Annotated in this window: 26 protein-coding genes and 1 pseudogene; 19 read left to right on the forward strand and 8 right to left on the reverse strand. The window is 61.0% G+C overall.

What is annotated here, in order from left to right; genetic code table 11:
• Positions 1–607: 607 nt before the first annotated feature.
• A complete protein-coding gene (locus ACWIEX_RS12870; RefSeq protein WP_454033377.1) occupies positions 608–2,050 on the reverse strand; it encodes a DUF1254 domain-containing protein in 1,443 nt (480 codons plus the stop codon).
• A gap of 414 nt (positions 2,051–2,464) precedes the next feature.
• Between ACWIEX_RS12870 and ACWIEX_RS12875 the strand changes: the two genes are divergently transcribed.
• The 7 genes from ACWIEX_RS12875 (at position 2,465) to ACWIEX_RS12905 (ending at position 7,842) form a co-directional block, all read left to right on the forward strand.
• Positions 2,465–3,469 (forward strand): AraC family transcriptional regulator, encoded by a 1,005-nt coding sequence (locus ACWIEX_RS12875; protein WP_454033378.1) that lies wholly within the window; start codon positions 2,465–2,467, stop codon positions 3,467–3,469.
• Positions 3,470–4,055: 586 nt separating this feature from the next.
• The gene (locus ACWIEX_RS12880; RefSeq protein ID WP_454033510.1) at positions 4,056–4,454 is read left to right on the forward strand and encodes an ATP-binding cassette domain-containing protein; all 399 of its coding nucleotides are present in this window, start codon (positions 4,056–4,058) and stop codon (positions 4,452–4,454) included.
• Positions 4,366–4,839, forward strand: a complete 474-nt coding sequence (locus ACWIEX_RS12885; RefSeq protein WP_454033379.1) for a DUF3833 family protein — start codon at positions 4,366–4,368, stop codon at positions 4,837–4,839. Before ACWIEX_RS12880 ends, ACWIEX_RS12885 begins: the two co-directional genes overlap by 89 nt.
• Positions 4,840–4,853: 14 nt before the next feature.
• The gene (locus ACWIEX_RS12890; RefSeq protein WP_454033380.1) at positions 4,854–5,057 is read left to right on the forward strand and encodes a hypothetical protein; all 204 of its coding nucleotides are present in this window, start codon (positions 4,854–4,856) and stop codon (positions 5,055–5,057) included.
• A gap of 85 nt (positions 5,058–5,142) precedes the next feature.
• Positions 5,143–6,642: an IS21 family transposase gene (gene istA, locus ACWIEX_RS12895; protein ID WP_079592389.1), complete on the forward strand. Its 1,500-nt coding sequence runs from the start codon at positions 5,143–5,145 to the stop codon at positions 6,640–6,642.
• Positions 6,642–7,370 (forward strand): IS21-like element helper ATPase IstB, encoded by a 729-nt coding sequence (gene istB, locus ACWIEX_RS12900; RefSeq protein WP_449375368.1) that lies wholly within the window; start codon positions 6,642–6,644, stop codon positions 7,368–7,370. The genes istA and istB overlap by 1 nt, the downstream gene beginning before the upstream one ends.
• A 226-nt stretch (positions 7,371–7,596) precedes the next feature.
• Positions 7,597–7,842 carry a hypothetical protein gene (locus ACWIEX_RS12905; RefSeq protein WP_454033381.1) on the forward strand — a complete coding sequence of 82 codons (246 nt, stop codon included), beginning with the start codon at positions 7,597–7,599 and terminating at the stop codon, positions 7,840–7,842.
• A 60-nt stretch (positions 7,843–7,902) separates the two neighbouring features.
• On the opposite strand, the gene ku (ACWIEX_RS12910) is transcribed toward ACWIEX_RS12905, so the two are convergent.
• Both ku (ACWIEX_RS12910) and ku (ACWIEX_RS12915) read right to left on the reverse strand, forming a co-directional pair.
• Positions 7,903–8,715 (reverse strand): non-homologous end joining protein Ku, encoded by an 813-nt coding sequence (gene ku, locus ACWIEX_RS12910; RefSeq protein WP_454033382.1) that lies wholly within the window; start codon positions 8,713–8,715, stop codon positions 7,903–7,905.
• A gap of 11 nt (positions 8,716–8,726) precedes the next feature.
• Positions 8,727–9,614 carry a non-homologous end joining protein Ku gene (gene ku, locus ACWIEX_RS12915; protein WP_454033383.1) on the reverse strand — a complete coding sequence of 296 codons (888 nt, stop codon included), beginning with the start codon at positions 9,612–9,614 and terminating at the stop codon, positions 8,727–8,729.
• Positions 9,615–9,732: 118 nt separating this feature from the next.
• On the opposite strand from ku (ACWIEX_RS12915), the gene ACWIEX_RS12920 reads away from it, so the two are divergent.
• The 3 genes from ACWIEX_RS12920 (at position 9,733) to ACWIEX_RS12930 (ending at position 11,446) form a co-directional block, all read left to right on the forward strand.
• Positions 9,733–9,954, forward strand: a complete 222-nt coding sequence (locus ACWIEX_RS12920) for a hypothetical protein (RefSeq protein ID WP_454033384.1) — start codon at positions 9,733–9,735, stop codon at positions 9,952–9,954.
• 14 nt (positions 9,955–9,968) lie between these two features.
• On the forward strand, positions 9,969–10,223 hold the full coding sequence (locus tag ACWIEX_RS12925) for a DUF6894 family protein (protein ID WP_454033385.1): 255 nt from the start codon (positions 9,969–9,971) through the stop codon (positions 10,221–10,223).
• Positions 10,224–11,107: 884 nt separating this feature from the next.
• Positions 11,108–11,446, forward strand: a complete 339-nt coding sequence (locus ACWIEX_RS12930; protein WP_454033386.1) for a hypothetical protein — start codon at positions 11,108–11,110, stop codon at positions 11,444–11,446.
• 461 nt (positions 11,447–11,907) lie between these two features.
• Here the strand turns inward: ACWIEX_RS12930 and ACWIEX_RS12935 are convergent, their stop codons facing one another.
• The 4 genes from ACWIEX_RS12935 to ACWIEX_RS12950 form a co-directional block, all read right to left on the reverse strand.
• Complete coding sequence (locus ACWIEX_RS12935; protein WP_454033387.1) at positions 11,908–12,417, reverse strand: ferritin-like domain-containing protein; 510 nt, start codon at positions 12,415–12,417, stop codon at positions 11,908–11,910.
• Between the two features lie 231 nt (positions 12,418–12,648).
• Positions 12,649–13,515: a hypothetical protein gene (locus ACWIEX_RS12940; RefSeq protein ID WP_454033388.1), complete on the reverse strand. Its 867-nt coding sequence runs from the start codon at positions 13,513–13,515 to the stop codon at positions 12,649–12,651.
• Between the two features lie 572 nt (positions 13,516–14,087).
• Positions 14,088–14,405 carry a DUF1236 domain-containing protein gene (locus ACWIEX_RS12945; protein WP_377840197.1) on the reverse strand — a complete coding sequence of 106 codons (318 nt, stop codon included), beginning with the start codon at positions 14,403–14,405 and terminating at the stop codon, positions 14,088–14,090.
• A 449-nt stretch (positions 14,406–14,854) separates the two neighbouring features.
• Positions 14,855–15,097, reverse strand: a complete 243-nt coding sequence (locus tag ACWIEX_RS12950) for a hypothetical protein (protein WP_454033389.1) — start codon at positions 15,095–15,097, stop codon at positions 14,855–14,857.
• Positions 15,098–15,529: 432 nt separating this feature from the next.
• Between ACWIEX_RS12950 and ACWIEX_RS12955 the strand changes: the two genes are divergently transcribed.
• Complete coding sequence (locus ACWIEX_RS12955) at positions 15,530–15,751, forward strand: hypothetical protein (RefSeq protein WP_454033390.1); 222 nt, start codon at positions 15,530–15,532, stop codon at positions 15,749–15,751.
• 174 nt (positions 15,752–15,925) lie between these two features.
• On the opposite strand, the pseudogene ACWIEX_RS12960 reads toward ACWIEX_RS12955, so the two are convergent.
• A pseudogene (locus ACWIEX_RS12960) lies at positions 15,926–16,470 on the reverse strand (integrase core domain-containing protein); the annotation flags it as partial.
• Between the two features lie 24 nt (positions 16,471–16,494).
• On the opposite strand from ACWIEX_RS12960, the gene ACWIEX_RS12965 reads away from it, so the two are divergent.
• The 8 genes from ACWIEX_RS12965 (at position 16,495) to ACWIEX_RS13000 (ending at position 24,623) form a co-directional block, all read left to right on the forward strand.
• Positions 16,495–16,746 carry a SemiSWEET family sugar transporter gene (locus ACWIEX_RS12965; protein WP_454033511.1) on the forward strand — a complete coding sequence of 84 codons (252 nt, stop codon included), beginning with the start codon at positions 16,495–16,497 and terminating at the stop codon, positions 16,744–16,746.
• Positions 16,747–17,373: 627 nt separating this feature from the next.
• Entirely contained in the window at positions 17,374–18,300 is a 927-nt protein-coding gene (locus ACWIEX_RS12970) for a manganese catalase family protein (protein WP_454033391.1), read from the forward strand.
• Positions 18,300–18,578, forward strand: coding sequence for a hypothetical protein (locus tag ACWIEX_RS12975; protein WP_454033392.1), 279 nt, complete (start codon positions 18,300–18,302; stop codon positions 18,576–18,578). Before ACWIEX_RS12970 ends, ACWIEX_RS12975 begins: the two co-directional genes overlap by 1 nt.
• A 376-nt stretch (positions 18,579–18,954) precedes the next feature.
• On the forward strand, positions 18,955–21,225 hold the full coding sequence (glf, locus tag ACWIEX_RS12980; protein ID WP_454033512.1) for a UDP-galactopyranose mutase: 2,271 nt from the start codon (positions 18,955–18,957) through the stop codon (positions 21,223–21,225).
• 1 nt (position 21,226) lies between these two features.
• Positions 21,227–22,972, forward strand: a complete 1,746-nt coding sequence (locus ACWIEX_RS12985; RefSeq protein WP_454033393.1) for a glycoside hydrolase family 1 protein — start codon at positions 21,227–21,229, stop codon at positions 22,970–22,972.
• Positions 22,969–23,208 (forward strand): NAD(P)/FAD-dependent oxidoreductase, encoded by a 240-nt coding sequence (locus tag ACWIEX_RS12990; protein WP_454033394.1) that lies wholly within the window; start codon positions 22,969–22,971, stop codon positions 23,206–23,208. Before ACWIEX_RS12985 ends, ACWIEX_RS12990 begins: the two co-directional genes overlap by 4 nt.
• A 26-nt stretch (positions 23,209–23,234) precedes the next feature.
• Complete coding sequence (locus ACWIEX_RS12995) at positions 23,235–23,909, forward strand: NAD(P)/FAD-dependent oxidoreductase (RefSeq protein ID WP_454033395.1); 675 nt, start codon at positions 23,235–23,237, stop codon at positions 23,907–23,909.
• Positions 23,910–24,173: 264 nt separating this feature from the next.
• Positions 24,174–24,623, forward strand: coding sequence for a hypothetical protein (locus ACWIEX_RS13000; RefSeq protein WP_454033396.1), 450 nt, complete (start codon positions 24,174–24,176; stop codon positions 24,621–24,623).
• The last annotated feature ends 20 nt before the right edge of the window (positions 24,624–24,643 follow it).

The raw sequence follows: 24,643 nt of genomic DNA on the forward strand, positions 1-24,643 counted from the left end.
AAAGACTGGCCGATCGCTGGATTGGGCGCCAATCCGGCTTTATGCTTGAACGCCCGGCGCACCCGGAGACTGTCGCCGCCCGTACCATTGGGCGATGGCTGTAGCGCTCGGCCTGGTCCTGCTCGGCGTCGTCGCCTCGCTTCCGCCGATGCTCGGCAAGAGCAAGGCGAGAGAGTGCGCGCGAGCTCTTCGGCAAGAACCGCGCCGTCAATCTTCTCGCGCTCGCGCGTGCCGTGCTGTTCGGCGCCCGCGACGTCTGGTCCGTCGTCGGCGTACCCGTTTTTCTCTATGCCGCAGGCTCGCGCTGTGCGGTGCGAGACGCCCTAGCCCGGGCGCGAAGCTAAGCGTTCGACCGCCGTTTCGCGCCAGTAGCGGAACTTGGATCTCTGCCCGAAAGCAGACGTTAGCTGCCCGACCGCGTCAGGAGTGGAAACGACCTACTGCGACCTTTCAAGGTCGGCTTCTAGCGACCAGCGATTGCCCGTTTCTGATTTTGGGAAAGTCCGCTCTTGGGCATCGACGGCCAGCGTCATCTGCCGACAGCACAAGAGCTGCCGGCGTTATTGCAACGAGCTTCCGACGGAGAGGTGTACGAAGCTATCGTCTTCTACGAGACCCGTTTCACGCCCGGCGGCTGCCAAGTCCCTTGCCCCGCCGGCAGGATAGACGGCGGTGTCGGCTTCGGCCAATAGAGGCGCATCACCAGATAGATCTCGTCATCCGGCGCTGGAAGCCAATTGGCTTCCTTATCGGCACCGGGGCTGTTCTTCTGGATGTACAGCGTCAGCGAGCCATCCGCGTCCTTCTTCATCGCCGGCAACATCGGGGAGTTGATGAGGTAGCGATTGATCGGGTTCTTGACCAAGAACTGACTCTTGCCGTCGTACATCGTCACGGACCAGAACGCATTCACTGGCGGCAATTGGCCGGGTGCGAAGGTGATGGTGTATTTGTGCTTGCTGCCGTCGAGCGGCTCGCCGGTCGCGTCCGTTCGGGTATAGGGGTACATGGCTTCCACGGCATCGTTGCCATAAAGGCCGCCCTTGGCAGCGCCGGCCCGCATCACCCAATCGCCGTTGAAGAAGGTCTCGTCGCCAAAGAACGAGCCGACATTCCAGCCGTTAATGTCCTTGTTCCCGCTGGCCAGCCATTTGTCGACCTTGTCGTCACCCTGCTTCATGGCGATCAGGATCGCGGCCTTGTGTTCGAGCGACAGATCCTTGAACGCGAAGGTCTTTCCGGGGCCGATGCCGATCTTTGCAAGTTTCGCGCGAACCGCCTTGTCCCTTGATGTCTCAGGGACGAACTGCAGAGCCGCGTCGAGATACTGGAAGAAGTTATCCTTGATCCCGGCCGTGGTGGCCGGAAGGAATTCGATCTTGGACGCGGCACGCGGGGCGGGTTGCTTGAGGAAAGCGGAAAGCGGCTGCGCCTTGTAGCCGGCCTGGATCTTCTCGACATTCGGCATGTCGTCGGGATTGAAGAGCTGGGTGCGGAAAGCCGCGAACGTGAACGGCGTCGTCGATCGAAAGACTTTCTTGATCCCGCTCGGCGTTTCGCCTTTCCAGTCCGGCCCGACCACCAGATAGGCGCCCGGATCGGTCCCCGTAGCGCGCGAGCCTATATAACCGAAATTGTAGGTATTGCCGTCGATCAACTGGACCGAGTAGTAGCGCTCCTTTTCGACCGTCGGCACCGAGATGATCATTGGTTCAGCACGCAAATCCAGCCAGACGAACGAGTAAGGGGTGTCGCTGTTCGGCGTGATGATTGCCGTGTCCGCCGGGGTGGCGACGTGGTGCATGTTGTAGATTTCGTTGAAGGGGGCCTTGAACTGCCCCGAATTCCTGTCAACGGCATACTCTTGCATGACCGCATAGTTCATCACCAGCGGCAGGCCATAGATGAAGCCTTCCTCGGCGATGTCCTTGGCCTCGAACACGTTGGGCCATTCGGCCTTGTTCTGCGCAAGGACCGGACTGGATTTCGTCGCTGCGGCGGCGCACAAGGCCATCGCAGCCGAGCCCAGCAGATCGCGTTTTGTCAGCATCTGAACATTCCCTTCCGGTTCGCAACTTGTGGTCAAGCGCGCGTAGGTCGCAGGTGAACGCTACGCGACCTCGGCGATGATCGACGATGCAGGAATGGCCGATCCAGACCCGCTTGCATGTCCGCCTTTTGGCCTTTCGGCAACGTCCGCTCTTGCGCGACAGGGGGCGGACGAGCCGACAACCGGCGTTCCCGACGCGGCGGGATTGATAAGGACGCGCCCTGATCTGGCCGAACCGGTCAAACTGCACGCACTCACGGCCGGACATCCCTTCAAGCATATCAAAGCTATGACAACGACCAAAACCGGTTTTCCCGTTTGCCCGCGGCACTTCCACTGTGCGACAAAGCAGCAATCGGATTTAGAGACCACTCATTTTGCGCCAACCTTGCGGCGTTCCGGAGCGACCAGCGCGTGGCTGAGGTCTCGGTCATCTCCAGCCATATCCTGCACGGACTGCCGGCATTCCTGCGTCAGGAGATTGGGGAGAAAGCGCTTCTGCGGGCAAACCGCGCGGCAGGCTTCGATATCGAGCTGACTGAAGGCCGCAATTGCTTCATCCCGCATGCCGCCGTCATCAGCTTCGTGAATGCCGCCGCAAGAGCGGCTGGCGAGCCCAATCTCGGGCTCCTGATCGCCCCCATGATGGACGCTGCCAACTATGGCAGTTTTGGGCGCTACCTATTGGGAGCCGACACCCTCGGCCAAGCCATCGCGCGGGCGATTGCGGCCCTATGCTATCACAGCACAGATGACAGGATGTCGGTCGCGATCGTCGGCGACGAAGCACGGTACAGCTATGTCTTCGCCTTGTCCGGCCACGCTGGCTACGACATGCTCGCCGGCGCGGCTGCCGGCGTTCTGCTGAGTGTGTTCAGGGCCTATTTGCCTTACGACTGGCGGCCACTGCGCATCGAGCTGGATATCAAAAGGCCGCACCAGACCGGCCTGTTCGAAGATCTCTTCCAATGCCCGGTCATTTTCAATGCGCCCGCGGTGACCGTTGTCGTGGAACGCCATCATTTGTCTGCTACGCCGCGCCGCGCGTCATGGCCGATCGTCACCATCGAGGATGTGGCGCGAGACCGGCCCGGCGGTGCTCCACGGGATCTGCTCGACGTCGTCATGGAGCAGATTCGGGCCCAGGTTCTCACCGGCAGTGTGTCGATCGATCGTGCTGCGCGGCCGATGGGCACAAGCGTCCGGACGTTGCAACGTGAGCTTAATCGGGCTGGCACGGATTTTCGCAGCCTGGCGAACGCGGCACGGCTACAGCGAGCGACCGAGCTGCTCCGGCACATGAATGGCTCGATTACCCGTGTTTCGGCAGAGATGGGATATTCCTCTCCCGCCAATTTCGCGCGGGCCTTCCAGAAGGCGACTGGCCGCACACCCAGCGAGTTTCGCTCGAACATTTAACGTCCAGGGTCGCTTGCCAGAGCCGCACCTAAGCTGTAGCGGGGAAGACGGGTCGGAACCGGCGGTCCTTCGGACAGATCGCAAATCTCCGGTTCCAAGCTGCGTGCCATTGTCAGCTGTTGGTGCACTTATCCCGGCGGTCGCAGGCTGACGAGCTTCTGAATTCCGCCCAACCCGGACCTTCGGGCCAACTAAGAGGCTCTTGGCTGCGTTGCGCCAACTTCGGACGTTGGGCTGTCGCCGGAAAGCAGACCTTGGGGAGCGGCTTCGGGGACCTCCCGGCGGCACGGTTTGCCTGAAGAAGGCACGTCTCGCTCAGAAGCGAGTATCGTCAACCTGGCCCTGAACCTGCGGGCAGGAAACGAGATAGTTAGTCCAAACCTCAGCAACCGCACTCTGAGAGCACTAGTTTAAGGACACATTGGCACCCACAACGGCCTTCGGCTTTCTGCCTTTAGATAGTGATACTGGCAGGCTCATCGCGACCATCGACTGGAGTTCGACACCAATCGGCGCCGCTGACCACTGGCCACAGAGCCTACGCACTGCGACCACGATGCTCCTGCGATCGCCGGTCCCGATCGTCATGTTATGGGGCGTCGATGGCATCACGCTCTACAACGATGCGTATTCCGAGTTCGCCGGCCTGCGCCAACCGCTGACGCTGACCTTGCCGGCCCGGCGCGCCGTCGGGCTGATCGGCCACAACGGCTCGGGCAAATCGACCCTGGTCATGCTGCTGGCGCGGCAGCATGGTTCGGCTGGTTTATCCACTCCCCCGGTGAACAGGATAAGGTGCACTAGAACGCGGGAAGGCCTCCGAGAGAACGCTCCGGCGCATTGCATTCGAACTATCCCGTTCCGTGCGGGTTGCCTCCAGACGGAGGACAGCGCGGATGAACATCGACGAGTTTGCAGGCACCCTACCTGCTTTCGATCCCAGCGACTTTTTCAGCAGTCGAATCACGGGTTGGGCGATGCTTGAAGGCCCGTTAGGCGGCTTGCAGCGTCGAGCCTCTTTAAAGGCCCTCGGGCGAGAAAAGGCCGACGGAACATTCGCCTTTTCCGAGACGTGGACATTCGATGACGGCCATACCGACCAGATCAACTGGCTCATAAAGTCGCTGGGTGACGGGAAATTCGAAGGCACGGAACCCACCCTGGACGGCAAAGCCGAGGGCACAGCGTCAGGCTGTGCTTTTCATTGGACGTACACGCGCAATGTCCCCCGCAAAGACGGTGACACCACGAAGCTCAACTTCGACGACAGGTTTTATCGGATCGACGAAACCGGGACGCTCGTGAAGGGGACCGCCGGGCGGCTCGGTTTGCCTTTCCTGACCGCTTTCGTGGCCTATCAGAAGTACTGATTGGAGAGGTCGCGATGACGCTCGAAAAGCCACCCCCGCCGAAAGTCGCGAAGAAAGTTGGTATCGGCGTGGTCGCCATTATGGCGTTCATCATCATCGCGATTTTTGTCGGCTTCAACATCAACCACATGCAGACACAGCGTGAATTGCAGTCCGGTCAGGTCGATCCGAGAGACGCTCCGAAAACTGTGTTTCGGCGTGCAAGTTTGACCCCGTGAGGCGGGGGATCGGCTTCCAACTTTGACCCCCTTGAGCCGGTTTCGGTGAGACTGCCCGTCCTGGTTTCGGATGGGCGGGCGGGGGATGAAGGGCGTGGATACGATTGCGCGGATCCGGCGCGAGTTTTCGATCCGCGGGAAGACGATCAAGGAGATCGCCCGCGAGCTGCATGTCTCTCGGAACACGGTTCGGAAGGTGCTGCGCTCTGGCGCGACGTCGTTCGAGTATGAGCGCAAGGTTCAGCCGCAGCCGAAGATCGGGCCCTGGCGCCCTGAGCTGGATCGGCTGCTGATGGCGAACGACGGCAAGCCGGCCCGCGAGCGCCTGACGCTGATCCGTCTTTTTGAAGAGCTGCGGGATCTCGGCTACGAGGGCGGCTACGATGCCGTTCGTCGCTATGCGCGAGGCTGGCGCCGCGAGCAATCCGCCGTCACGGCCGACGCCTATGTGCCTTTGAGCTTCGCGCCCGGCGAGGCCTACCAGTTCGACTGGAGCCACGAGATCGTCGTCATCAATGGCGCCACGACCCAGGTGAAGGTGGCGCATGTCCGGCTCTGTCACTCGCGCATGCTGTTCGTGCGGGCCTATCCGCGCGAGAGCCAGGAGATGGTCTTCGATGCCCATGACCGGGCCTTCGCCTTCTTCAAGGGCGCCTGCACGCGCGGCATCTACGACAACATGAAGACTGCGGTAGAGACGATCTTCGTCGGCAAGGAGCGTGCCTATAATCGCCGCTTCCAGCAGATGTGCAGCCATTACCTGGTCGATCCAGTCGCTTGCACGCCGGCCTCGGGCTGGGAGAAGGGGCAGGTCGAGAACCAGGTCGGGCTCGTGCGGGAGCGCTTCTTCGCCCCGCGCCTGCGGGTCAAGAACTACGACGAGTTGAACGCCTGGCTGCTGGATCAGGTGCTTCGCTACGCCAAGGCCCACCGCCATCCGGAGCAACGTGACCGTACGATCTGGGAGATGTTCGAAGCCGAGCGCCCGAGCCTGGTGCCTTACGCGGGGCGGTTCGACGGCTTCCACTCGCTGCCTGCCTCGGTGTCGAAGACCTGTCTCGTGCGCTTCGACAACAACAAGTACTCGGTCATCGCGAGTGCGGTCGGGCGCCCCGTCGAGATCCGCGCCTATGCCGATCGGATCGAGTTGCGCCAGGACGGGCGTATCGTCGGCGAGCATCCCCGCTGCTATGGCCGCGACCAGACCATCTACGATCCCTGGCACTATGTCCCGGTACTGGCTCGCAAGCCGGGCGCCCTGCGGAACGGAGCGCCCTTCAAGGACTGGGTCTTGCCCGGTGCGATCGACCGGGTCCGGCGCAAGCTCGCGGCCGTTCAAGACGGCGACAGGCAGATGGTCGAGATCCTCACAGCGGTGCTGAGTGACGGATTGTCCGCAGTAGAAGCCGCCTGCGCGGACGCTCTGCGGCAAGGCGTCCACTCCGCCGACGTGATCATCAACATCCTGGCCCGGCGCCGCGAGCCGGCGGCAGCGATCACGATCATGACGCCCGATGCCTTGCGCTTGCGCCATGAGCCCGCCGCCGATTGTGCCCGCTACGACAGCCTCAGGAGAGCCGTGTGATGGAACGCTCGGAGATTCTCGCCACCATGGGCGAGCTCAAGCTCTATGGCATGAAGGCCGCCTTCGACGAGATCATCGCCTCGGCGGTGAAGCGCCAGCACGAGCCGCAGCGCGTCGTCGGCGATCTGCTCGCCGCCGAGATCGCCGAGAAGCAGGCCCGTTCGATCAAGTATCAGATCACCATCGCCAAGCTGCCGCTCGCCAAGGACATCGCCGACTTCGCCTTCGACGGCACGCCGATCAACGAGGCGCTCGTCCATGATCTCGCCGGCGGCAACTTCCTGGCTCATCAGCGCAATGTCGTCCTGGTCGGAGGCACCGGGACCGGCAAGACCCATCTTGCCATCGCGATCGCCCGGGCCTGCATACGTGCCGGCGCTCGCGGCCGCTTCTTCAACGTCGTCGATCTCGTCAACAAGCTCGAGGCCGAAGCCCGCGCCGGCCGCCAGGGCCGCATGGCCGACTATCTCGCCCGCATGGACTTCATCGTCCTCGACGAACTCGGCTATCTGCCCTTCGCCCAGTCCGGCGGGCAACTGCTCTTCCACCTGGTCAGCAGGCTCTACGAGCAGAGCTCCGTCATCGTCACCACGAACCTCGCCTTCGGCGAATGGCCGTCCGTCTTCGGCGACGCCAAGATGACCACCGCGCTCCTCGACCGGCTGACCCATCACTGCGACATCGTCGAGACCGGCAACGAAAGCTGGCGCTTCAAGAACAGGCTCTGAGTTCCCCGCACACCACCGATCCGGAGCCGGCGCGGCTGCGCAATCCAGACCAGCTCCGCCGCGCCGCCTCCTCGCCGTGAAGCATACTCAAGGGGTCAACATTGGACGCCGATCGGGGGGCAACTTTGCGGGCCGTTTGACAGAAAACCCCAACGGATCTACAGGCCCCAAGGCTGAAGCCCTGAGCGGAATGCCCGAGCCATCGGCTCATCATCAGGAGGCTATCATGCGCATTGGCAGCCACGAGGAATATCAGGCGAAAGTCCATCGGGCTGCGGCCTTGAGCGACGCGCTTTCGGACTCCGAGCAGGGGCGGGAGTACCAGCGGCTGGTTTCAGAAATCCGAGAGTGGGATGAAGCTCACAAAGGGCAGAACGCTCACGGTCCCGAAACAGATGAGGGCTTTCTCACACCCGACGACATGGCTGTCACGGGTTTGCCCGGCAACCTGGGCAAACTTCGAAAGAACTGACGCCACCAAGGCGCTCGGCCGGCCGGGTTCGCTCGATCGAGTCAGTTCCCGTACGGTTTCTCAGGACGCTCGCTGCTTGCCTCCTCGGGGAGCGAGGCTCCGACGAAGAGCTTCCATGATGTCGATGACATTGCTTTCGCTCTTGTCGTCCACCACCTTCGCTTTCCCCTTCCGGGCCCGCCGCAAGGCCTTCTTCTTTTCAGCGATGATATCCAAAAGCGCGCTCTGAACGGGGTCCGAGACCATGTCGGCCGACCAGGTCTTGGTATGCCCCTTGATGAAGCTCTGCACGAGTGGGACCAGGCTCGCATCGGCTTTGTCAGGGACCTTGGCGAAGTATGAGGCTTCCGGTCTGACCTCATCCCCGAACCTGAGTGTCCAGAGCACAATGCCCTCACCGCGCGGCTCCAGCACGATTGCTCGCTCGCGCCTGCCGATGACCAGACGCGAGATGCCTAGAACCTTGTCGCTCGCCATCGCGTCTCGAATGACCGCGAACGCTTCGTGGCCGACCGGATCGTCAGGAATCAGGTAGTGAGGTTTTTCGAGGTAGATCCATTCGATGCTGTCGCGCGGCACGAACTTCTCGATATCGATGGTCTTGACGGTATCGAGCGCGACAGCGTCGAGCTCATCCTCGGTCAGCATGACGTAGTCGTTCTCGCCTCGCTCGTAACCCTTGACCTCGTTGTCTTCCTTGACCGGCTTGCGGGTGACCGAGTCGATATATTGCGAAACGACCCGATTGCCGGTCACCTTGTTCAAGGTGTGGAAGCGAACCTTCTCGCTCTCCGACGTGGCAGGCGACATCGCGACAGGGCAGGTGACGAGCGAGAGCTTGAGGTACCCTTTCCAATAGGGGCGCATAGCCATGGCAAACCTCCTCAACTTGCCTTGCGCTGTTGATCGCGAGAGCCAGCGGTGGGAGCGCGTTTAGCGTCGCGCGACGTACGCCTGTTGGCATTTGCCGCCGTGCTACCGCGCGAGCCCTGCGCCATCGCCTTGGCGCTCTCTCGCAAGGCCGCGAGGAGGTCGTTCGGCTTGGAAACTTTGACTTCCTTTCGCCGCGGGACCGCCTTGCCTTCAATCTTGGCTTTCACCAGCTCTCCAAGCGCGGCTTCGTACCGGTCGTCGAATTCGGCGGGGTCGAACGCCCCCTTCTTCGTGGCGATGATGTGCTTGGCCAGGTCGAGCATCTCGCCCTTGATGCGAAGCTTTGGCATCTCCTCGAACGCCTTCTCCGACGAACGCACCTCGTAATCGTACTGCAGCGTCGTCGCGATCAGGCCCTTGCCATGCGCACGGATCAAAACCGTTCTCACGCGCCGAAATAGAACTGTTTGAGCGATGGCCGCGACCTTCGATTTTGCCATGGCGTCGCGCAAAGCAGTGAAAGCGTCGGATGACACTCGGTCGGTCGGCACGAGGTAATACGGCTTATCGAAATAGACGTCATCGACGTCGGAGCAGGGGATGAAGGTATCGATGGCGAGCGTCTTGTCGCTCTCCGGAACAGTGGCCGCAACCTCCTCCGGATCGATCATGATGTATTGGCCGTTCTCGACCTCGAATCCCTTGGTTTGCTCTTCGCGTTCGACCGGCTTGCCGGTCTCGCTGTCAACGAAGACGCGGTTGACGCGATTGCCAGTGGCTTTGTTGAGGGTGTGAAACGCGATGCGATCGGAGGTGCTGGCGGCAGTGTAGAGCCCCACCCCGCAGTTCACTTCGCCGAATTTGATGAAGCCCTTCCACTGGGCACGGTGACCGGCCATGGCCAACTCCTGACGCAACACCACAACGCAACGAGTCGCGAACGGACGGCGAGCGGAATCGTTCCTTGGAACCGTGTGCTCCTCGGGGCCGTTTGGTGCGGACAAAGGGAGAAATGCCATGCCGTTCGAGCACGTCACCACACCCATGAAGCCGAAGCCGGCCAATGACCGGTGCGCTCACCGGATCACTTCGGTCGACGAGTATGAGGCTGCGACGCAGCGTGTCCGTGAGTTGGCCGACTATCCGGAAGGCTCCCCACAGGCTGCTGAATTAGCTGCGCTGGTGCAGGCCATCATGCAGTGGGACGAAACCCATGATGACGCCACCTCCTGGCACTAACCATCGAGCGCTTTATGCCGACCTATCGCTTCCTCACTGACAACGGCGGTTCGCATTATGTCGACCTTGATCTGCCGGATGATAAATCTGCCCGTGCCGAGGGCAGGAAGGCATTCTCAGAGGCGGCTCATGACGCACTTGCTGATGGAGAACGCGGCGAGTTGACGTTCCTAGTCCAACAGGCCGAACGCATCATCTATCGAGGCCACATCGCTTTCCAGAGCCACGATATCGATCCGCCCACGAACGATGGTCCGCGAGAAACCTAGCAATTTGGCAATCCCTAATCCCATCAAAAGACATCGACACGCCCCATAGGAAGCGCATACTGCCCCTGCAGTTGTCTCCATGCCGCTTTTGGAAATGACCGCTGGCGGCGCTCATTGACGCCGCCCAGGCGGAGACCTGTCATGCATACCGGTAAGGGCCATCTGATCCTGCGCGACGGGCGCAGGCTCCCTATCACTTTTCAGTTCGGTAGCACTTATGATGACGCCCGAGCAGGTTACCTGCTCTGTGATACATCCCAACTCGACCCCGCTTTGCTTCATGACCGCCTTCGGGTCGAATGCGACGACGGAGCCCGCATTTTGGTCGCCGTTGTGCATTCGAGCGACCGATATCTGGCTGTAACAGGACGCTTGGATTTGCAGGAAGCGGCCTAAAATCATTGCCCGACGATGGAACCGAAGCCCTTTCGAAAGGTTTCAGGCCGTCTCAGTCGGGAACTTTCATGTCGCAAATCTTGACGGTCTGCCGGATCGACGCCGAGTTCGCGGTGCGTGACGTCACAGGTTCGACCTATGGACACTCTCCAGATATCGGAGCGGTTCTTGAGACCGCGCAGCGCATGGCTCGACGAATTGGAGCCGACGTCAAATTCACGCCTGAGGCCGAAAAGCACTTTCGAGACACTGCGTGTATCAATAACGTAGAATCTATCGGGACTTCAAATCATGTTGGAGCGTGGGCTAAGCTAAAACGTTGGTATGGTCGGCGTGTGAGCTGAGCCGATTGGGTTAGAACCGGAAAATGAGTAAGCGTCGGATTGACTGCTTTGACCGAATAACGTCGAGTGGATTCTCGATGACTGTCTGTTACTGACAGCCTCCATCCTCGTTTCCCGCGTCGCACGCGGACGATCGGCCCTTAAGTGAAACCCACAGTCGAGACGTACACGGCAGTTCTGCCGTGGTACGAGCGCGCGGATTTTGATCGCCTTTGGCAACTCGCGCAGGACCACGATGAGATGCCTAGGGATTACGAGGTTTGGTATGCGAGCGCGCTAGAAGTCATGAACGCATGGCTTGCTCGCGGCAGAGCACTTCAGATTGTCACCATCCGGCCGGACGAATTTCTGGCATGGCTGGATGAGCGCAAGCTGCCGAACACCGCGGCGACGCGGTTGAAATTCGTCGAAGAGAAGGCCCGCGGTTGTGGGGACACCGCTGGTCCCGCGGCGGTGAGCGCGGAACACAGCAAAGCCTCATGATCGTCGCCCTTCTACCAACGCTTTAAGGCCTGCCAGTGCACGCCAGCATACGCTCGTATTCCCCAGCAGGTACATATCAAAGGCCCGGCACGGCCGAGGCGACACCGGGCCTCTTCACCGATGCAAGCACACGCTGGGCAGCGACGGGCTCACCCCGGCAAACGGAGCGCCTGGTAAAAGCGTCGAGCCTTAACGCGGTGAATAGAGCGGCCGATCAGTCGAAATCGCCGCTTCCCCAGCCGCCTCCGATCAGAGCAGGCGAGACGTTATCATTGGCGGGTCGGTGCCTGAACAGACGGGCTGCTTCATTGTAGGCTTCGATAACCTGCCACAAGGCGTCCGTCTCTCCCGGAACCAATCCCTTATTCCCAAGGCGTCGGATCGCTTCGTCACGCGTCCGCCTGCTCCCGCAGCTGTGCACCTTGAACATGGATGGGCCTCGCTTTTCAGAGGTCCGGGAATCAGCGTTTCGCACTGGCGTCGTCGCGTTCGTCAAACGACAGAAATTTCTGGGTGACGGAGCTGAGGTTCTCGCCAAGCCAGGCCGCCATTGCGGTTTCCTCGTTGAGAATGCGCTGACAAACCGCGGCCGTCTCCGGATCGCCGCAGGCTTCAGCCGCTGCGATAAGAACCTCATACGCCGCAATCTCCATGTGCTCGAAGGTGTAGCTCGCCATAGAGCCCTTGATGACTTCGTCATCCATGACGGCCCCACCAAGCCCCTGGCCCATCGCGGCGAAGCGCCCCATCAAGTCCATGAGGGTGGACGTGTCACCGCCCCGGCGCTCGATGCAGGATTGCAGCATATCCGCCTGTCGCCGGGTCTCGGCCAGATGGTCCTCGATCTTCTGCTTCAGCTCGGGATAGCTGACGATCCGGCTGGCCTGGGCGGAAAGCATGGTCTCCGCCTGCTTCTCCATCGCGTGAGCGTCACGCAGCCATTGAAGCAGCCTGTCTTCTTTGGTCGTCATACGATCCTCCTTTGATGGATACCCCGCAACAATCCCCGCTCTCCTTAAGTTCCGTCTCAATCGGAACATCACTGCTACGCGGTTCGTTGGGCGAAACCCTGCCTCCGAGCCAAACTAGTCACCCTAGCGCACAAAAAAGCCCCGCCAGCCAAGGCCAACGGGGCAGTCCGAGGATTTCTGTCTGGCAAGACAGGCCGGTGAAACTGCGGTATTGCGCAAAGTTCCCAGGTACTAGATCTGGGATGGATCGATCCGCAGGTTCTCGTCGCGATGCTCGCCGCCGAGCGTTGCCGCCCAGGCCGCCGCAGCCGCTCCCACCAGCAGCGCAGCCGCGGTCAGGAAGGCGGTCAAGACTGCGATCTTGCGTGCACGCTCGGCCGCCTGCTTGGCGGTTTCCTTGGCCTGCGACAGCCGGGCATAGGCGTCGTCGATGCGCTTCTGCGCATCCTGCTCGCTGATGCCGGACCGCGCGGCGAGGCGGGAGGCCAGATAATCCCGGTCGGCCTGCTCGATCTTGCCGTTCTTCAACGCGCTGACGAAGATTCGGGAGGCTTCGTCACGTTCCTGTGCGGTCGGCGGCTGCTGACCGCTGGCGCGCATGACGTTGTCGAGCGCCATCGCGAGCGGATCGACATTCTGCGAAACCAGCGAGGTTACGCCCGAACTCGCACTGGCGACGCCGCTGACCGCGGTCTTGGCCGCGCCGAACAGCGACGATGTCGCGACGACGGTGATCAGAAGCGCTCCGGTTGCCCAGACGAGCAGGCCATGGGTCGCGTCGCGCACCTTGCGCTCCTCGCCATTGGCATCGAAGCTCGGCTGGCGCATCCGCCCCGCGAGATAGCCGCCGGCCATGGTTGCCGAGGCCATGACCCAGAGCGCCCAAAGCCCAGCGGCGACGGCCAACGCCGTAGCGCTGGAGCTCTTCTCGAAATCGGCGGAGACCATCGACAGACCGATCGCCGATCCGAAGACAGTCATGATGGTCGAGATGGCTGTCGCGATGACCGCGCCGCCGAGGATTGGGCCCCATTGCACATAGGAGCGGTTCTCCTTGTTGACGGTCACGGGAGCGACGACGACGTCTGTTCCAGACATGGACATGGCGAATTCCTATCGAAGACCGAGGAACGACAGGATGGCCAGGACCACCACGATTAAGCCGACGATATAAATGACACCGTTCATGGTCGCCTCCTTGATACAGCTCTGTTGCAACTGTCTGTCGCGGACAGTTTCAGGGTCCGTAATGCTCCGCCATCCCCCGCTGACGGAGCGATCTATCACCAGCGATGGTGGCGGTAGCGCCGATGCCGGCGGCGAAAGTAACCGTGCGGCGGCCCGCGCCGGTGACGCCAATAGCGTCTCGGACCTCGCCCGTGGGCATGTGGCGGTGGGCCGCGGCGGACTGGCCTGCTGTGATGACGGTATTGGGAGAATTCAGCGTCAGCGGATTCGAGTGCTTCGGCGACATCAGGCGCCAACGTCGCGGAGCTTGCGGGCTCAATGGCGAGCACACTACCGCTCGCGGCCGCAATTGACCCTCCGAACAACGTCAGAATGAATGATCTGCGATCCATAATCCAAGCCTTTGGCCAGAGGCAGCGCCGTCCGCGGCACCTTTGCCTAAACAAAGAAGCCGGGACTGAGCCCGGCTTCGATTGCGTCGATCACTCGATGATCTGAATGATCTTCCGGCTGGAAGGCTCAACCAGCACGACGTGGTTGTCGGTATAGACGTAGCTGTACTTGCTGACGCTCGTGCCCCAATCGGCGGGGGCCGTACGAAGCTCAACGTCGGCGGGAAGGGTAGCGCCGACCGTGACCTTCTCCTTGATCATCACCGGCTTCACCTTTTCCTTGACCACGTATTCCCTGATCTTGGTTCGTTCGGGCTGGCTGATCGTGACGGTGGTGCTCTGAGCAAACGCAGCCGAGCTCGCGACGAGAGCGGACGCAGCGACCATTCCGAGGATAGTACGGTTCATGTGGGTTCCTCCGCTTGCGCACACGATTGTGCGATGAGTCTCAAACTCATCCGCCGAGGTACCTGTTCCTAATTCTTCTAATTAAAGACAGCGCTGTGTCCCGCCGGCTATAGCGTTGAAAAGGTTCGCGCAATCTGGCGGAACCGCTTTTGTTTTAGAAGCTTTCTAATGTCTGAGGCATGGCACCGCCTTAGCGTCGCTCAGAATGGGCCGGCTCGGTCGAAACTCGCACTTCGGCCGAGCCATTTTTTTGAGATAGCGCAGCCCAGGGAGATTGTGCCTGTCGTTGGTTCATCGTCATGGCCGCCTGGCCAAGTTTTCTCGGGGGGTCGTTTGGCGCGCTTCCCTGCCGATGTGGCATCTCATTGTCGGTCAAGCAGAAGCCCGATGATGGGATTGGGTTTCTGCTACCTTCGAATGCTGTCTGTGAAATTAGCTACGCTGCGCTTTCAGCGGCGGAGCTGCCGCTCCTGAAATCGCCGGATCGCCCGATGCGCAAGCTCGTCCGGTGCGTCCGCCCGCTCGATTGCGAGCGACACGACCACATACACCATACGCGTACGCTGCCGCTGTCTCTCCGCAGATGGAATGCCCGCCTCCACGTAACTCCAGGCAATTTCGGTCGCCCTCTCGGCTCGTGCAATTTCCTGCGGGTCTTCGAGGATGGCAAACGGGTTTGGTTTAGTCATCATTTACCGTCCGCTTCGGAGCAAAAGTCGCGCAGGTTGGACGCGCCCGGAGCGCGATGGTTCCACGCGTCAAACGGGCTTGCGATGCCCCTGACAAATCAGGGGACCTCTTAAGATGCTGATCCGTTGCATATCCAGGGGGGCGTCATTCGTAGGAGAAAACGGCGATGCCCATTTCCAATCATTCAGACTATCGAGCCGCTGTAAAACGAGCGGCGGCCATCAGTGACGCGCCGGAGGGATCTGAGGAGGCGCGGGAGCTTAGGCGCCTTACCTCACAGATACGCCGGTGGCACGACGCCCATAAAGGCGAAAACTCGCATGGCCCTGAGGAAGACCAAAGTTTGCTGCGGCCGGACGACCTACCATTCTCGGGCCTGCCAGGAAACATCGGCAAGCTCTACAAAGACTGAAGCGTAGCAAGTGAGGCGCGTTATGGACCCGGTAGAACCGATCACGACCGGCCGCGAACTGGCCTTGCGTATGAACGGCGCATTCCCTGGACATGACTGGATTGCGATGCTCATGCAGCATTCAGGATGCACGCGGGACTATGTGGAATGGCATCTGCAAGAAGAGATGGTGCCACCCGAGGCTGTGCTTGTTGCGGCAGCGAAGCTTCTCGCGGCTCGCGTCGATGTAGCGCGCGAAAGCTAAGCGTGGGGAAGCGGCCGCTCCCAGAAATTTGCCCTGAAACGAATCTTGCGGGAACTCGTTAGAGGAGAGCTAATCCGCAAATGCCGCACTAGGACCGGCGCCCTACCCACGAGACCTCCATGACTCTTGAAGAGCTATACTGACCCGCCCCCGCCGACTGGTCCAAGGCGATTGTTAGTGGATAGTTGGCCTTGCGGCCAGCGCAGGCGGTGTAGCTGGTCCGGGTTGCGCAGCCGCCCGCGCGGTCATGGCGGGGATGAAGACCTCCGGGGCGGGAGGCTTGTATCCGAGCGAGCCATGCGGGCGCACAGTGTTGAAGTGCCGCCGCCAGCTTTCGATGACGATCTTCGCTTCGGCGAGGGTGTAGAAGATCTCGCCGTCGAGGATTTCGTCGCGCAACCGGGCATTGAACGACTCGATGAAGCCGTTCTCCCAGGGACTGCCGGGCGCAATGTAGGCGGTCTTGGCACCGACCGCGCCGATCCACTCCTGCACGGCCTGGCGACGAACTCGGGACCGTTGTCTGAACGAATATGCTCCGGCACACCACGCAAGATGAACAGGTCCGAGAGCACGTCGATGACATCGATCGCCTTCAGCCTTCGGTCGATGCGGATCGCCAGGCATTCATGCGTGAACTCGTCGATGACGTTCAGCATCCGGTATTTTCTCCCGTCATGGGTGCGGTCCTCGACAAAGTCGTAGGACCAGACATGGTTGGCTCCCTGGCGGCATTGTGCTCGATGATCAGCTTCGTTCCCCAGGCTTGGCGCATCGTGAGAAGTCGTGACACGAGCTCCATTTCGCCCGTGACTTACAGCCTCACCGTAACAGGCTTCGCTCTCTGGACGGCCTACGGTGTTGGACTAGGAGAATGGCCTCTGATGGTCACCAACAGCGTCTGCTTCGTCCTGTCGGCATTCATTCTTGCGATGACATTGTTGCCGCAAGCCAAGAAGGAAGCAGTGGCTGATACTCTGGACCCACACGCCTGAGACTTTTCGGCTCCCGCCATCAGCGGGCGGTTTACCACCTGGTAGAACGGCAGAAGCATATTTGAAGAGGGAGCGCCGTTCAGAAGGCGCTCCCTTCTCAGTTGCGAGGATCATACTGTGAGCCAGCCTCGCTGGTCGCGCCTCCGCAGGCAGCGGCCCCATTGCCGCCATTGCCGACACCGGCACACACACCCAAACCACCGGTAGCATTGTTCAGGCAGCACCAGCGCCCCCAGAGGCCGCTGCTTCAAGGCGCAAGCGTGTCGAACGCGACGTGCACGGCCGTTCCAAGGCCCTAACTGCGCAACCAGGCCCGCGATGGGCCGGCACTATCATTGAGAGGGAGTTCCTGATGTCGACAAATATGACGGGTGGCTCGAAGGCGACGACTATCAGGTTTTGAGCCAGTGGCCACGCGAATCCGTGCACGCGGCCAATGGAGCCTCAGAGCGAAAGGCGGCCGTACTCGAACAACTTTTATTGCATTGTGCTTTGCTCAGGAACCATTCTGGAGATGGTCCGTTTGATAAGTATCAGGACACTCGCGACCAAATCGTCGCCGGCAACTCCCGAAAATCTAAGTAGACCGTCCACTACTCCTTCGGCTGGGGCTCAAGGAGATTGCCGATGTTTATGCGGGTCGATCAACTACAGGCCGAACTGCCGCCGCCGAAGAAGGCGGATCCAAATGCAGCCGCCGCTCTTCAGGAGCTGCTGGGCGGTAAATACGGAGAAATGTCCACACTCGGGAACTACATGTTCCAGAGCTTCAATTTCCGCAGCAAGGAAAAGCTGCGGCCGTTTTACAGCCTCGTCGCAGCCATTACGGCCGAGGAACTCGGCCATGTTGAGTTGGTCAGCAATGGCATCGTCATGCTCGCCAATGGGCCAGACAAGCCGGACGGAGATGCAGGTGATGGCGGCGACATCTCTGGTGCGCCGTTTGCCGACATGTCCGACATGCGGCTCGCCGCGGCCTTCCTGTCCAATGCCGGCGGTGCGACGCCCGTCAACAGCAACGGCGTGTCATGGAATACCGATTTCGTCACCACGACGGGCAACGTGGTTTTGGATCTGCTGCATAACTTCCATCTCGAATGCGGCGCCCGCCTGCACAAGCTCCGGGTCTATGAAACACTGACCGATCCTACGGGGCGTGCGGTTTGCGGGTATCTTCTTGTTCGCGGCTCCGTGCATGCTCATGCCTACGCCCTGGCGCTCAAGCAGATCACGGGCGTGGACATCACCAAGATGCTGCCGACGCCGAACATCAATCTCGACAAGATCCCGGAGTGCCAAAAGTACCTCCAAGAGGGTTCGCATCGGCGCCTCTACACGTTCAGCCCGGGCGACTACACCGAGATGTCCGGTATCTGGGGCAATGGCGAGATGGCCCTGCCAGGCGATCCGCCCGGCGAGCTAGAAGTCGTCGAGGGCATGCCGGAAGGCGGAAAAATCCACCAGCTGATGGGCGTCCCCTCGGCATTCACACCGGACTACGCCCCCGAGGAGATGTTCGAGATCGCGACGAAGCTCTACAAGGCTTCGCGCTGATGGCCGCTAAATCCGTTGGTTCGGGCAATCCACTGAGCTTGTTCTACGAGCTGTCAATGCTCGCTTTTGAGAGCCAGCAGGCGATCTGGCTTCGCACAACGAAGCTTTCGTTCGGAGGGGCTGCGGCAGGTGCCGAAGCGCAGCTGATGGTGACCGAAAAGGTGAAGGCGGCTCAGTCCGCCGTGGAAAGCCTGCTTGGCGGCGCGACCCCGATTCGGATCGTGCGGAGATATCGATCCGCCGTCCGAGCCAACGTGTCACGGCTATCGAAGGCCTAGGTTAACCGACAAGCGCTTCAGTACGCTGAAGCGTCTGTCGGCTCCACCAATACCACAAGCTTGAGCGCAGGATGTGCGCCCAAGTTTCCGCGGCGCAGTCAAGCCGCATGACTAACTGCGCCTGCACCACCCCTCTTCCTCATCGAAACCCGGCTTAAGCCCGAGCGAGGGCGTCCCCGTGCTCACGCTGCATGACTGCGGGCGCCAGCTCTCGATTGGAAGGACCAAAGCGAAACGGAGCCGGATCATGAATTCCCATCACGACAACAGCGCCATGTTTGCCGCAGCATCCGCTTTGCGACCTGTGATCCGGCCAGCCCTGATTTGCTTTTCGCATTTGCGCTGGGATTTCGTCCGCCAGCGGCCACAGCACCTGATGGAGCGTTTCGCGACCGAACGACGCGTGTTCTATTTCGAGGAGTCGATACCAACAGACCATCACTTGGCCTATCTGGAGACCCACCGCTTCGAAGGCTCCCGCGTCGTCGTGCTGCGGCCGCGCATTCCAGAGAGTGAGATCGGCGGCGAGAACCATGACAATATTCTTGCTGGATTGCTCGACGAGTTCATGGATCTCGTTTCCGAACCGAGCCCGGTCATGTGGTTCTACACCCCGATGCTGTTCGGCTGCGCGAAGCATGTGGATGCCTCTGCTGTGGTCTACGACTGCATGGACGAGCTCTCGGGGTTTCGCTTCGCGCCCCCCGAGCTCGCCGCGCTGGAAGAAGAGCTGATCCAGGCTGCTGACGTCGTGTTCACAGGCGGCACGCGCCTTTACGAGGCGAGGCGTCACCGTCACGACAACCTCCACTGCTTTCCGTCGAGTGTCGACGCAGCCCATTTCGCGAAAGCGCGCACTGCGCTTCCCGACCCCACGGATCAGCACTCGATCCCGCACCCTCGTCTTGGCTTCTACGGGGTAATCGACGAACGGATCGACTTGCAACTGCTGGCCAGCGTCGCCGACGCCCGTCCTGATTGGAACCTCGTCTTAGTCGGTCCTGTGGTGAAGATCGACAAATCGGACCTGCCGCGCCGGCCCAACATCCACTACCTGGGTCAGAAGGGATACGACGATCTACCCGCGTATCTGGCGGGCTGGGACGCTGCGCTCATGCCTTTCGCGGACAACGAGGCTACAGCGTTCATTAGCCCAACCAAGACCCCTGAATACCTGGCCGCGGGGCGACCCGTCGTGTCGACCCCAGTGCCTGACGTCGTTCGCCATTACGGAGCGCTTCTCGGCGTCTCGTTAAGCCGACTTCCCAAGGATTTCATTCAAGGGTGCGAGATTGCGATTGAGCAGGCCCGCCATCGCGAAGAGTGGTTACCGGAGGCAGATCGCCTTCTGGCCAGCACCTCGTGGGATGAGACGCAAGCTCGCATGAGCGAGCTGATCTCCGCCGCGGAGCTTCTAAAAGCAGAGCAGCCCCCAGGACGGGATTTCGTGCTTGTGCCTTCACCGTCGATCAAGGCTACGCCGAGAGCACAAGACTACGACTTTCTCATTGTGGGCGCGGGCTTCGCCGGTGCAGTGCTCGCAGAGCGTCTCGCACGTGGATCCGGCAAGCGTGTCCTATTGATCGACCGGCGCAATCATGTCGGCGGAAACGCCTACGATCATCGCGACGCCGCCGGTATCCTTGTCCACAAATATGGTCCGCACATCTTCCATACGAACAGCCGTGACGTATTCGACTATCTGTCTCGCTTCACGAGTTGGCGGCCCTACGAGCATCGCGTCCTGGCAAAGGTCGGAGGGGAGCAGGGCAAACTGTTGCCCGTGCCTATCAATCGAACCACCCTCGAAGGCTTCGCCGGAATTGCTCTGCCCGACGAAGCGGCTGCTACCGCCTACCTCGCGTCGCGGGCCGAGCGGATCGAGACGATCGCGACATCGGAGGATGTCGTCGTGTCTGCCGTGGGGCGCGAACTCTACGAGGCCTTCTTCAAGGGCTACACACTCAAGCAATGGGGCCTGGACCCTTCGCAGCTTGACCCGTCCGTAACGGCCCGGGTGCCGACGCGGACATCTCGCGACGACCGCTATTTCCTCGACACCTTTCAGGCGATGCCGGCGCAAGGCTATACGCGGATGTTCGAGAAGATGCTCGACCATCCCCTCATCACAGTCGAGCTTGGCGTCGACTACGAGGAGGTTCGATCCGAGGTCGTAGCCGATCACACAATCTACACTGGCCCGATCGACGAGTTCTTTGACCATCGGTTTGGCCGGCTTCCCTATCGCTGCCTGTCGTTCAAACACGAGACGGTCGATAGTCGGCGCTTCCAGGCCGTCGGCGTCGTCAACTACCCCGGTGCAGAGGTCCCCTACACGCGCATCACCGAGTACAAGCACCTGACCGGGCAGGTGCATCCGAAAACCAGCATCAGCTACGAGTTTTCCAGCGCGGTCGGAGATCCCTATTACCCGGTGCCCCGTCCGGAAAATCAGGCCCTCTACAAGCGGTATGAAGCGCTGGCGCGCCAACGCTCCGATGTGACCTTCGTCGGCCGGCTGGCCACCTACCGCTACTACAATATGGATCAGGTGGTGGGTCAGGCGTTGGTGACCTATCGCCGACTCTCGGAAACGCACGAGGCATCGACAAGCGACGCCCTCCTAGAAGCCTCGTTGGCGCGCTAGGATGCTCAGCAAACCCGGGCTCGGCCCGTCAGCCGCCGTGCGGGTGCTCTTCGTCTTCGGCACGCTGGAGATGCGCGGCGAAGAGAGCGAGCTCCGGCTCCTTGCTCAGTGCCTGCCCCCCGCCGAGTTGCAGCTGGACGTGATCGTCTGTTTTGTCAGGGACGGATTGCTTCCGCCGGACTACGGCGAGCTGGAGCTGTTAGGGGTCGACATCGACACGACGCCCTGTTCTTTGTCCTTTGCCGAGACAGTGACATATCTGGCCGATCGCGTCGCCGGATACGATGTTGTGGTCTCTTGCCAAGACGTCGCCGACATCTATCCCGCGTTGGAGCGCCTGCATTGGCACCCGCCTCTGATCGAATACGGCTGCCTGGTTGCTGAGGCCATGGCAGGCCCCAAGCATCTGACCACCCGCTATGTCGGCAGCAGCCCTGAAGTACGGGAAGCGGCTGCCGCTCGGATGCCCGGACGTGAAGGGCACGCCATCCATATTCCATACGGGGGAAAGGGACGGGAGATCGTAGGGATGTGGATGTCCCTCTTCCAAGAGGTGGTCCGCCAGCACGAAGCGGCGCCCGCGCCCGGCCTATTCCGGAGCCGGTTCCAAGGTGGTTTCGAATGTTCGTCGCATCGGCTGCCCAGCGGTCGGCGCCTCGACGTTCTGGCGGCGAGCGGTCACGTTCTCAACGCCATGTCCGATTATCGCAGGTTGGCCGCGGACGGAATGCTGAGCGTTCGCGATGGTGTTCGATGGCACCTGATCGAGCCGACACCCGGCGCGCGCGACTGGTCTAGCCTCCTTCCACTATTGGAGGCGGCCCGGTCCACCGGGACACAGGTGATCTGGGACCTCTTGCATTACGGTCTTCCAGATGACGTCGATCCATGGGCGCCTGGCTTCGACCAGCGATTTGCGGATTTTGCGCGTGACGTCGCGACGATGATCACGCGCGAGCTTGGCGCCGCTGCGTTCTATTGCCCGATCAACGAGATCTCATTCTTCGCCTGGGCGGGCGGTGAGGTGGGACATTTCAGCCCTTTCGGCATCAAGCGGGGGTTCGAGCTCAAGTGCCAACTCGCCAAGGCTTCAATCATGGCGATGGAGGCGATCCTCGCAGTGGATCCGCGCGCCCGCTTTGTGCATCCCGAGCCTGTCGTTCATGTCGTGCACGACGGTCGGTATCCGCGTGAGCGGAAGGCCGCCGCCAGCGAGCGCATGGCCCAATTCCAGGCCTGGGACATGATCTCCGGTGGCATCTGGCGGCAGCTCGGCGGCCGGCCTGAACTGCTCGATATTATCGGCGTGAACTATTATCCTCGTAACCAATGGACCCACGATGGCGATCGCATCGAGCCCGGCCATAGGTCGCATCGGCCGTTCCATGCCCTCCTGACCGAGACCTACGCGCGATACGGACGCCCACTGTTCGTGGCCGAAACAGGCACGGAGGATGACGAGAGAGCCCCCTGGCTGGAAATGATCTGGTCCGAAGTCGCGATTGCCCGACGCCGCGGCATCCCGGTGGAAGGCATCTGCCTCTACCCGGTCCTTAACCACCTGGGCTGGGACAATGACCGGGATTGTCAGAACGGGCTGTACGCCCGCGACACATATTCCGGCAAGCTCGTCCGTTACGAACCACTTTTCGAAGTGATGGAAGAGGCTGTCAGTCTTGACGGGCGCAACGCCGCGAACTCCGGCGAATTTCCGGATTTCGTTCACACCGGGGGAGAGCGGCCATGAACCGCGAATTCGACTGTGTGATCGTGGGCGCAGGGCCGGCCGGGCTGACGGCTGCGATTTATCTGGCCCGTTTCCATCTGTCAGTTCTGATTGTCGATGGGGGCAGCAGCCGCGCGCGTCTCATTCCTGTTGCGCATAACGTCCCCGGATTCCCTAACGGGATTTCGGGAGATTTGCTGCTGTCTCGCATGCGCGAGCAGGCGATCCTTTATGGCTCGCGATCGAAGCCGACGTAGTAACCTCTGCAACGCGCAGCGGCGGTTTGTTCGAGCTGCGATTCTCTGGCGCATTGGTTCACGCTCAAACGGTCCTGCTGGCGACGGGGGTCGTCGATCGCAGGCTGGATATGCCGGACGTCATCCATAACGAGGCGCTCGCCAGGGGCTTGCTGCGATACTGTCCCATCTGCCATGGCTACGAAGTTACGGATCGGAATGTCGCGATTGTGGGAAGTGGGAAGCATGGATTTGACGAAGCCATGTTCGTCCGAAGCTTTACGCGATCGCTGAGCCTGGTTTCGTCCGAGAGTGATCGCGAGCTGAGCGAGGGGCAACGCCAGGAACTCGCCGCGGCCGAGATCACGCTTCTGGACGGCCCGTGCAGTCAGTTCAGATTGGACTACGAACGTATCTCATTCGACGTGCCGCGCGGCAGGCTCGCGTTCGACGCGATCTATTCCGCCCTCGGTTGTCAGCCTCGATCTGACCTGGCCGGGGCGCTTGATGTCGAATGCACAGAGATGAATTGCATCATTGTCGATCGCCACCAACGAACCGATCAGTATGGGTTGTACGCCGCAGGCGACATCGTGATGGGGCTTGATCAGATCAGCACCGCCATGGGCCAGGGAGCGGTGGCGGCCACGACGATGAGAAACGATATCGCGCAACGCAAATCCTTGCGCCGCATGTTTCTGACTCAGATTTCGTCAATGTAAAATGACATGATCGGTCATATTTATTGTATCCTGCGTAATATTCTAGGCGGTCGGAACTAAGGGATGGTCCCGGCGTTGCGTTTATATCGATCGGGCCGAATTGTCCGCAACGCGCCGGCATCTTGCATGCGCCTTTAAAGTTCACCGCTCATGACAGACACCACCTTACGAGGCGTCTCCGACGCCACGAGCGCTCGCGCGTCTTCCGCAGTGTCGTGGGGCGCCGTCCTCGGAGGCGCCGTGGTCAGTGCGTCAATCTCCCTCATGCTCCTCGCCGCCGGAGCCGGGCTGGGCTTCGTCTCGGTTTCGCCTTGGACGAATGCCGGCGTCACAGCGGCCACATTCGGTGTTGCCGCCATGATCTGGCTCGCCATCGTTCATCTGCTCTCAGCCGGCGCTGGCGGCTACCTCGCCGGCCGTCTTCGCACCAAGCGCGTGGGTCTTCATACCGAAGAGGTTGCCTTCCGCGACACCGCTCACGGCTTCATGACCTGGGCCGTCGGCGCGATCATCAGTTCGGTCCTGCTGGCTTCAGCCGTATCGGCTGTTATCGGTGGCAGCGCTCGCTTGGCGGCTAGCGCTGCGTCCGGTGTCGGCTCGGCTGTATCCGGTGCAGCGAGCCAGGCTGTCGGTCGTCTTGACCTGTCGAGCCTCGACCCGTCGGCCTATGTCATCGACACCCTGATTCGCGCTGAGCGACCGGCTCCTCTTTAACCGACACCGCTCCGGCGCGT

The sequence above is a fragment of the Allobosea sp. NPDC055353 genome (assembly GCF_053644975.1).

Bases quoted from the DNA above. Each gene is read 5' to 3' on its own strand.
- ACWIEX_RS12870 (WP_454033377.1), bottom strand. From the start codon at position 2,050: ATGCTGACAAAACGCGATCTGCTGGGCTCGGCTGCGATGGCCTTGTGC.
- ACWIEX_RS12880 (WP_454033510.1), top strand. From the start codon at position 4,056: ATGTTATGGGGCGTCGATGGCATCACGCTCTACAACGATGCGTATTCC.
- ACWIEX_RS12885 (WP_454033379.1), top strand. From the start codon at position 4,366: ATGAACATCGACGAGTTTGCAGGCACCCTACCTGCTTTCGATCCCAGC.
- ACWIEX_RS12890 (WP_454033380.1), top strand. From the start codon at position 4,854: ATGACGCTCGAAAAGCCACCCCCGCCGAAAGTCGCGAAGAAAGTTGGT.
- istA (WP_079592389.1), top strand. From the start codon at position 5,143: ATGAAGGGCGTGGATACGATTGCGCGGATCCGGCGCGAGTTTTCGATC.
- istB (WP_449375368.1), top strand. From the start codon at position 6,642: ATGGAACGCTCGGAGATTCTCGCCACCATGGGCGAGCTCAAGCTCTAT.
- ACWIEX_RS12905 (WP_454033381.1), top strand. From the start codon at position 7,597: ATGCGCATTGGCAGCCACGAGGAATATCAGGCGAAAGTCCATCGGGCT.
- ku (WP_454033382.1), bottom strand. From the start codon at position 8,715: ATGGCTATGCGCCCCTATTGGAAAGGGTACCTCAAGCTCTCGCTCGTC.
- ku (WP_454033383.1), bottom strand. From the start codon at position 9,614: ATGGCCGGTCACCGTGCCCAGTGGAAGGGCTTCATCAAATTCGGCGAA.
- ACWIEX_RS12920 (WP_454033384.1), top strand. From the start codon at position 9,733: ATGCCGTTCGAGCACGTCACCACACCCATGAAGCCGAAGCCGGCCAAT.
- ACWIEX_RS12925 (WP_454033385.1), top strand. From the start codon at position 9,969: ATGCCGACCTATCGCTTCCTCACTGACAACGGCGGTTCGCATTATGTC.
- ACWIEX_RS12935 (WP_454033387.1), bottom strand. From the start codon at position 12,417: ATGACGACCAAAGAAGACAGGCTGCTTCAATGGCTGCGTGACGCTCAC.
- ACWIEX_RS12940 (WP_454033388.1), bottom strand. From the start codon at position 13,515: ATGTCTGGAACAGACGTCGTCGTCGCTCCCGTGACCGTCAACAAGGAG.
- ACWIEX_RS12945 (WP_377840197.1), bottom strand. From the start codon at position 14,405: ATGAACCGTACTATCCTCGGAATGGTCGCTGCGTCCGCTCTCGTCGCG.
- ACWIEX_RS12950 (WP_454033389.1), bottom strand. From the start codon at position 15,097: ATGATGACTAAACCAAACCCGTTTGCCATCCTCGAAGACCCGCAGGAA.
- ACWIEX_RS12955 (WP_454033390.1), top strand. From the start codon at position 15,530: ATGGACCCGGTAGAACCGATCACGACCGGCCGCGAACTGGCCTTGCGT.
- ACWIEX_RS12965 (WP_454033511.1), top strand. From the start codon at position 16,495: ATGATCAGCTTCGTTCCCCAGGCTTGGCGCATCGTGAGAAGTCGTGAC.
- ACWIEX_RS12970 (WP_454033391.1), top strand. From the start codon at position 17,374: ATGTTTATGCGGGTCGATCAACTACAGGCCGAACTGCCGCCGCCGAAG.
- ACWIEX_RS12975 (WP_454033392.1), top strand. From the start codon at position 18,300: ATGGCCGCTAAATCCGTTGGTTCGGGCAATCCACTGAGCTTGTTCTAC.
- glf (WP_454033512.1), top strand. From the start codon at position 18,955: ATGGAGCGTTTCGCGACCGAACGACGCGTGTTCTATTTCGAGGAGTCG.
- ACWIEX_RS12985 (WP_454033393.1), top strand. From the start codon at position 21,227: ATGCTCAGCAAACCCGGGCTCGGCCCGTCAGCCGCCGTGCGGGTGCTC.
- ACWIEX_RS12990 (WP_454033394.1), top strand. From the start codon at position 22,969: ATGAACCGCGAATTCGACTGTGTGATCGTGGGCGCAGGGCCGGCCGGG.
- ACWIEX_RS13000 (WP_454033396.1), top strand. From the start codon at position 24,174: ATGCTCCTCGCCGCCGGAGCCGGGCTGGGCTTCGTCTCGGTTTCGCCT.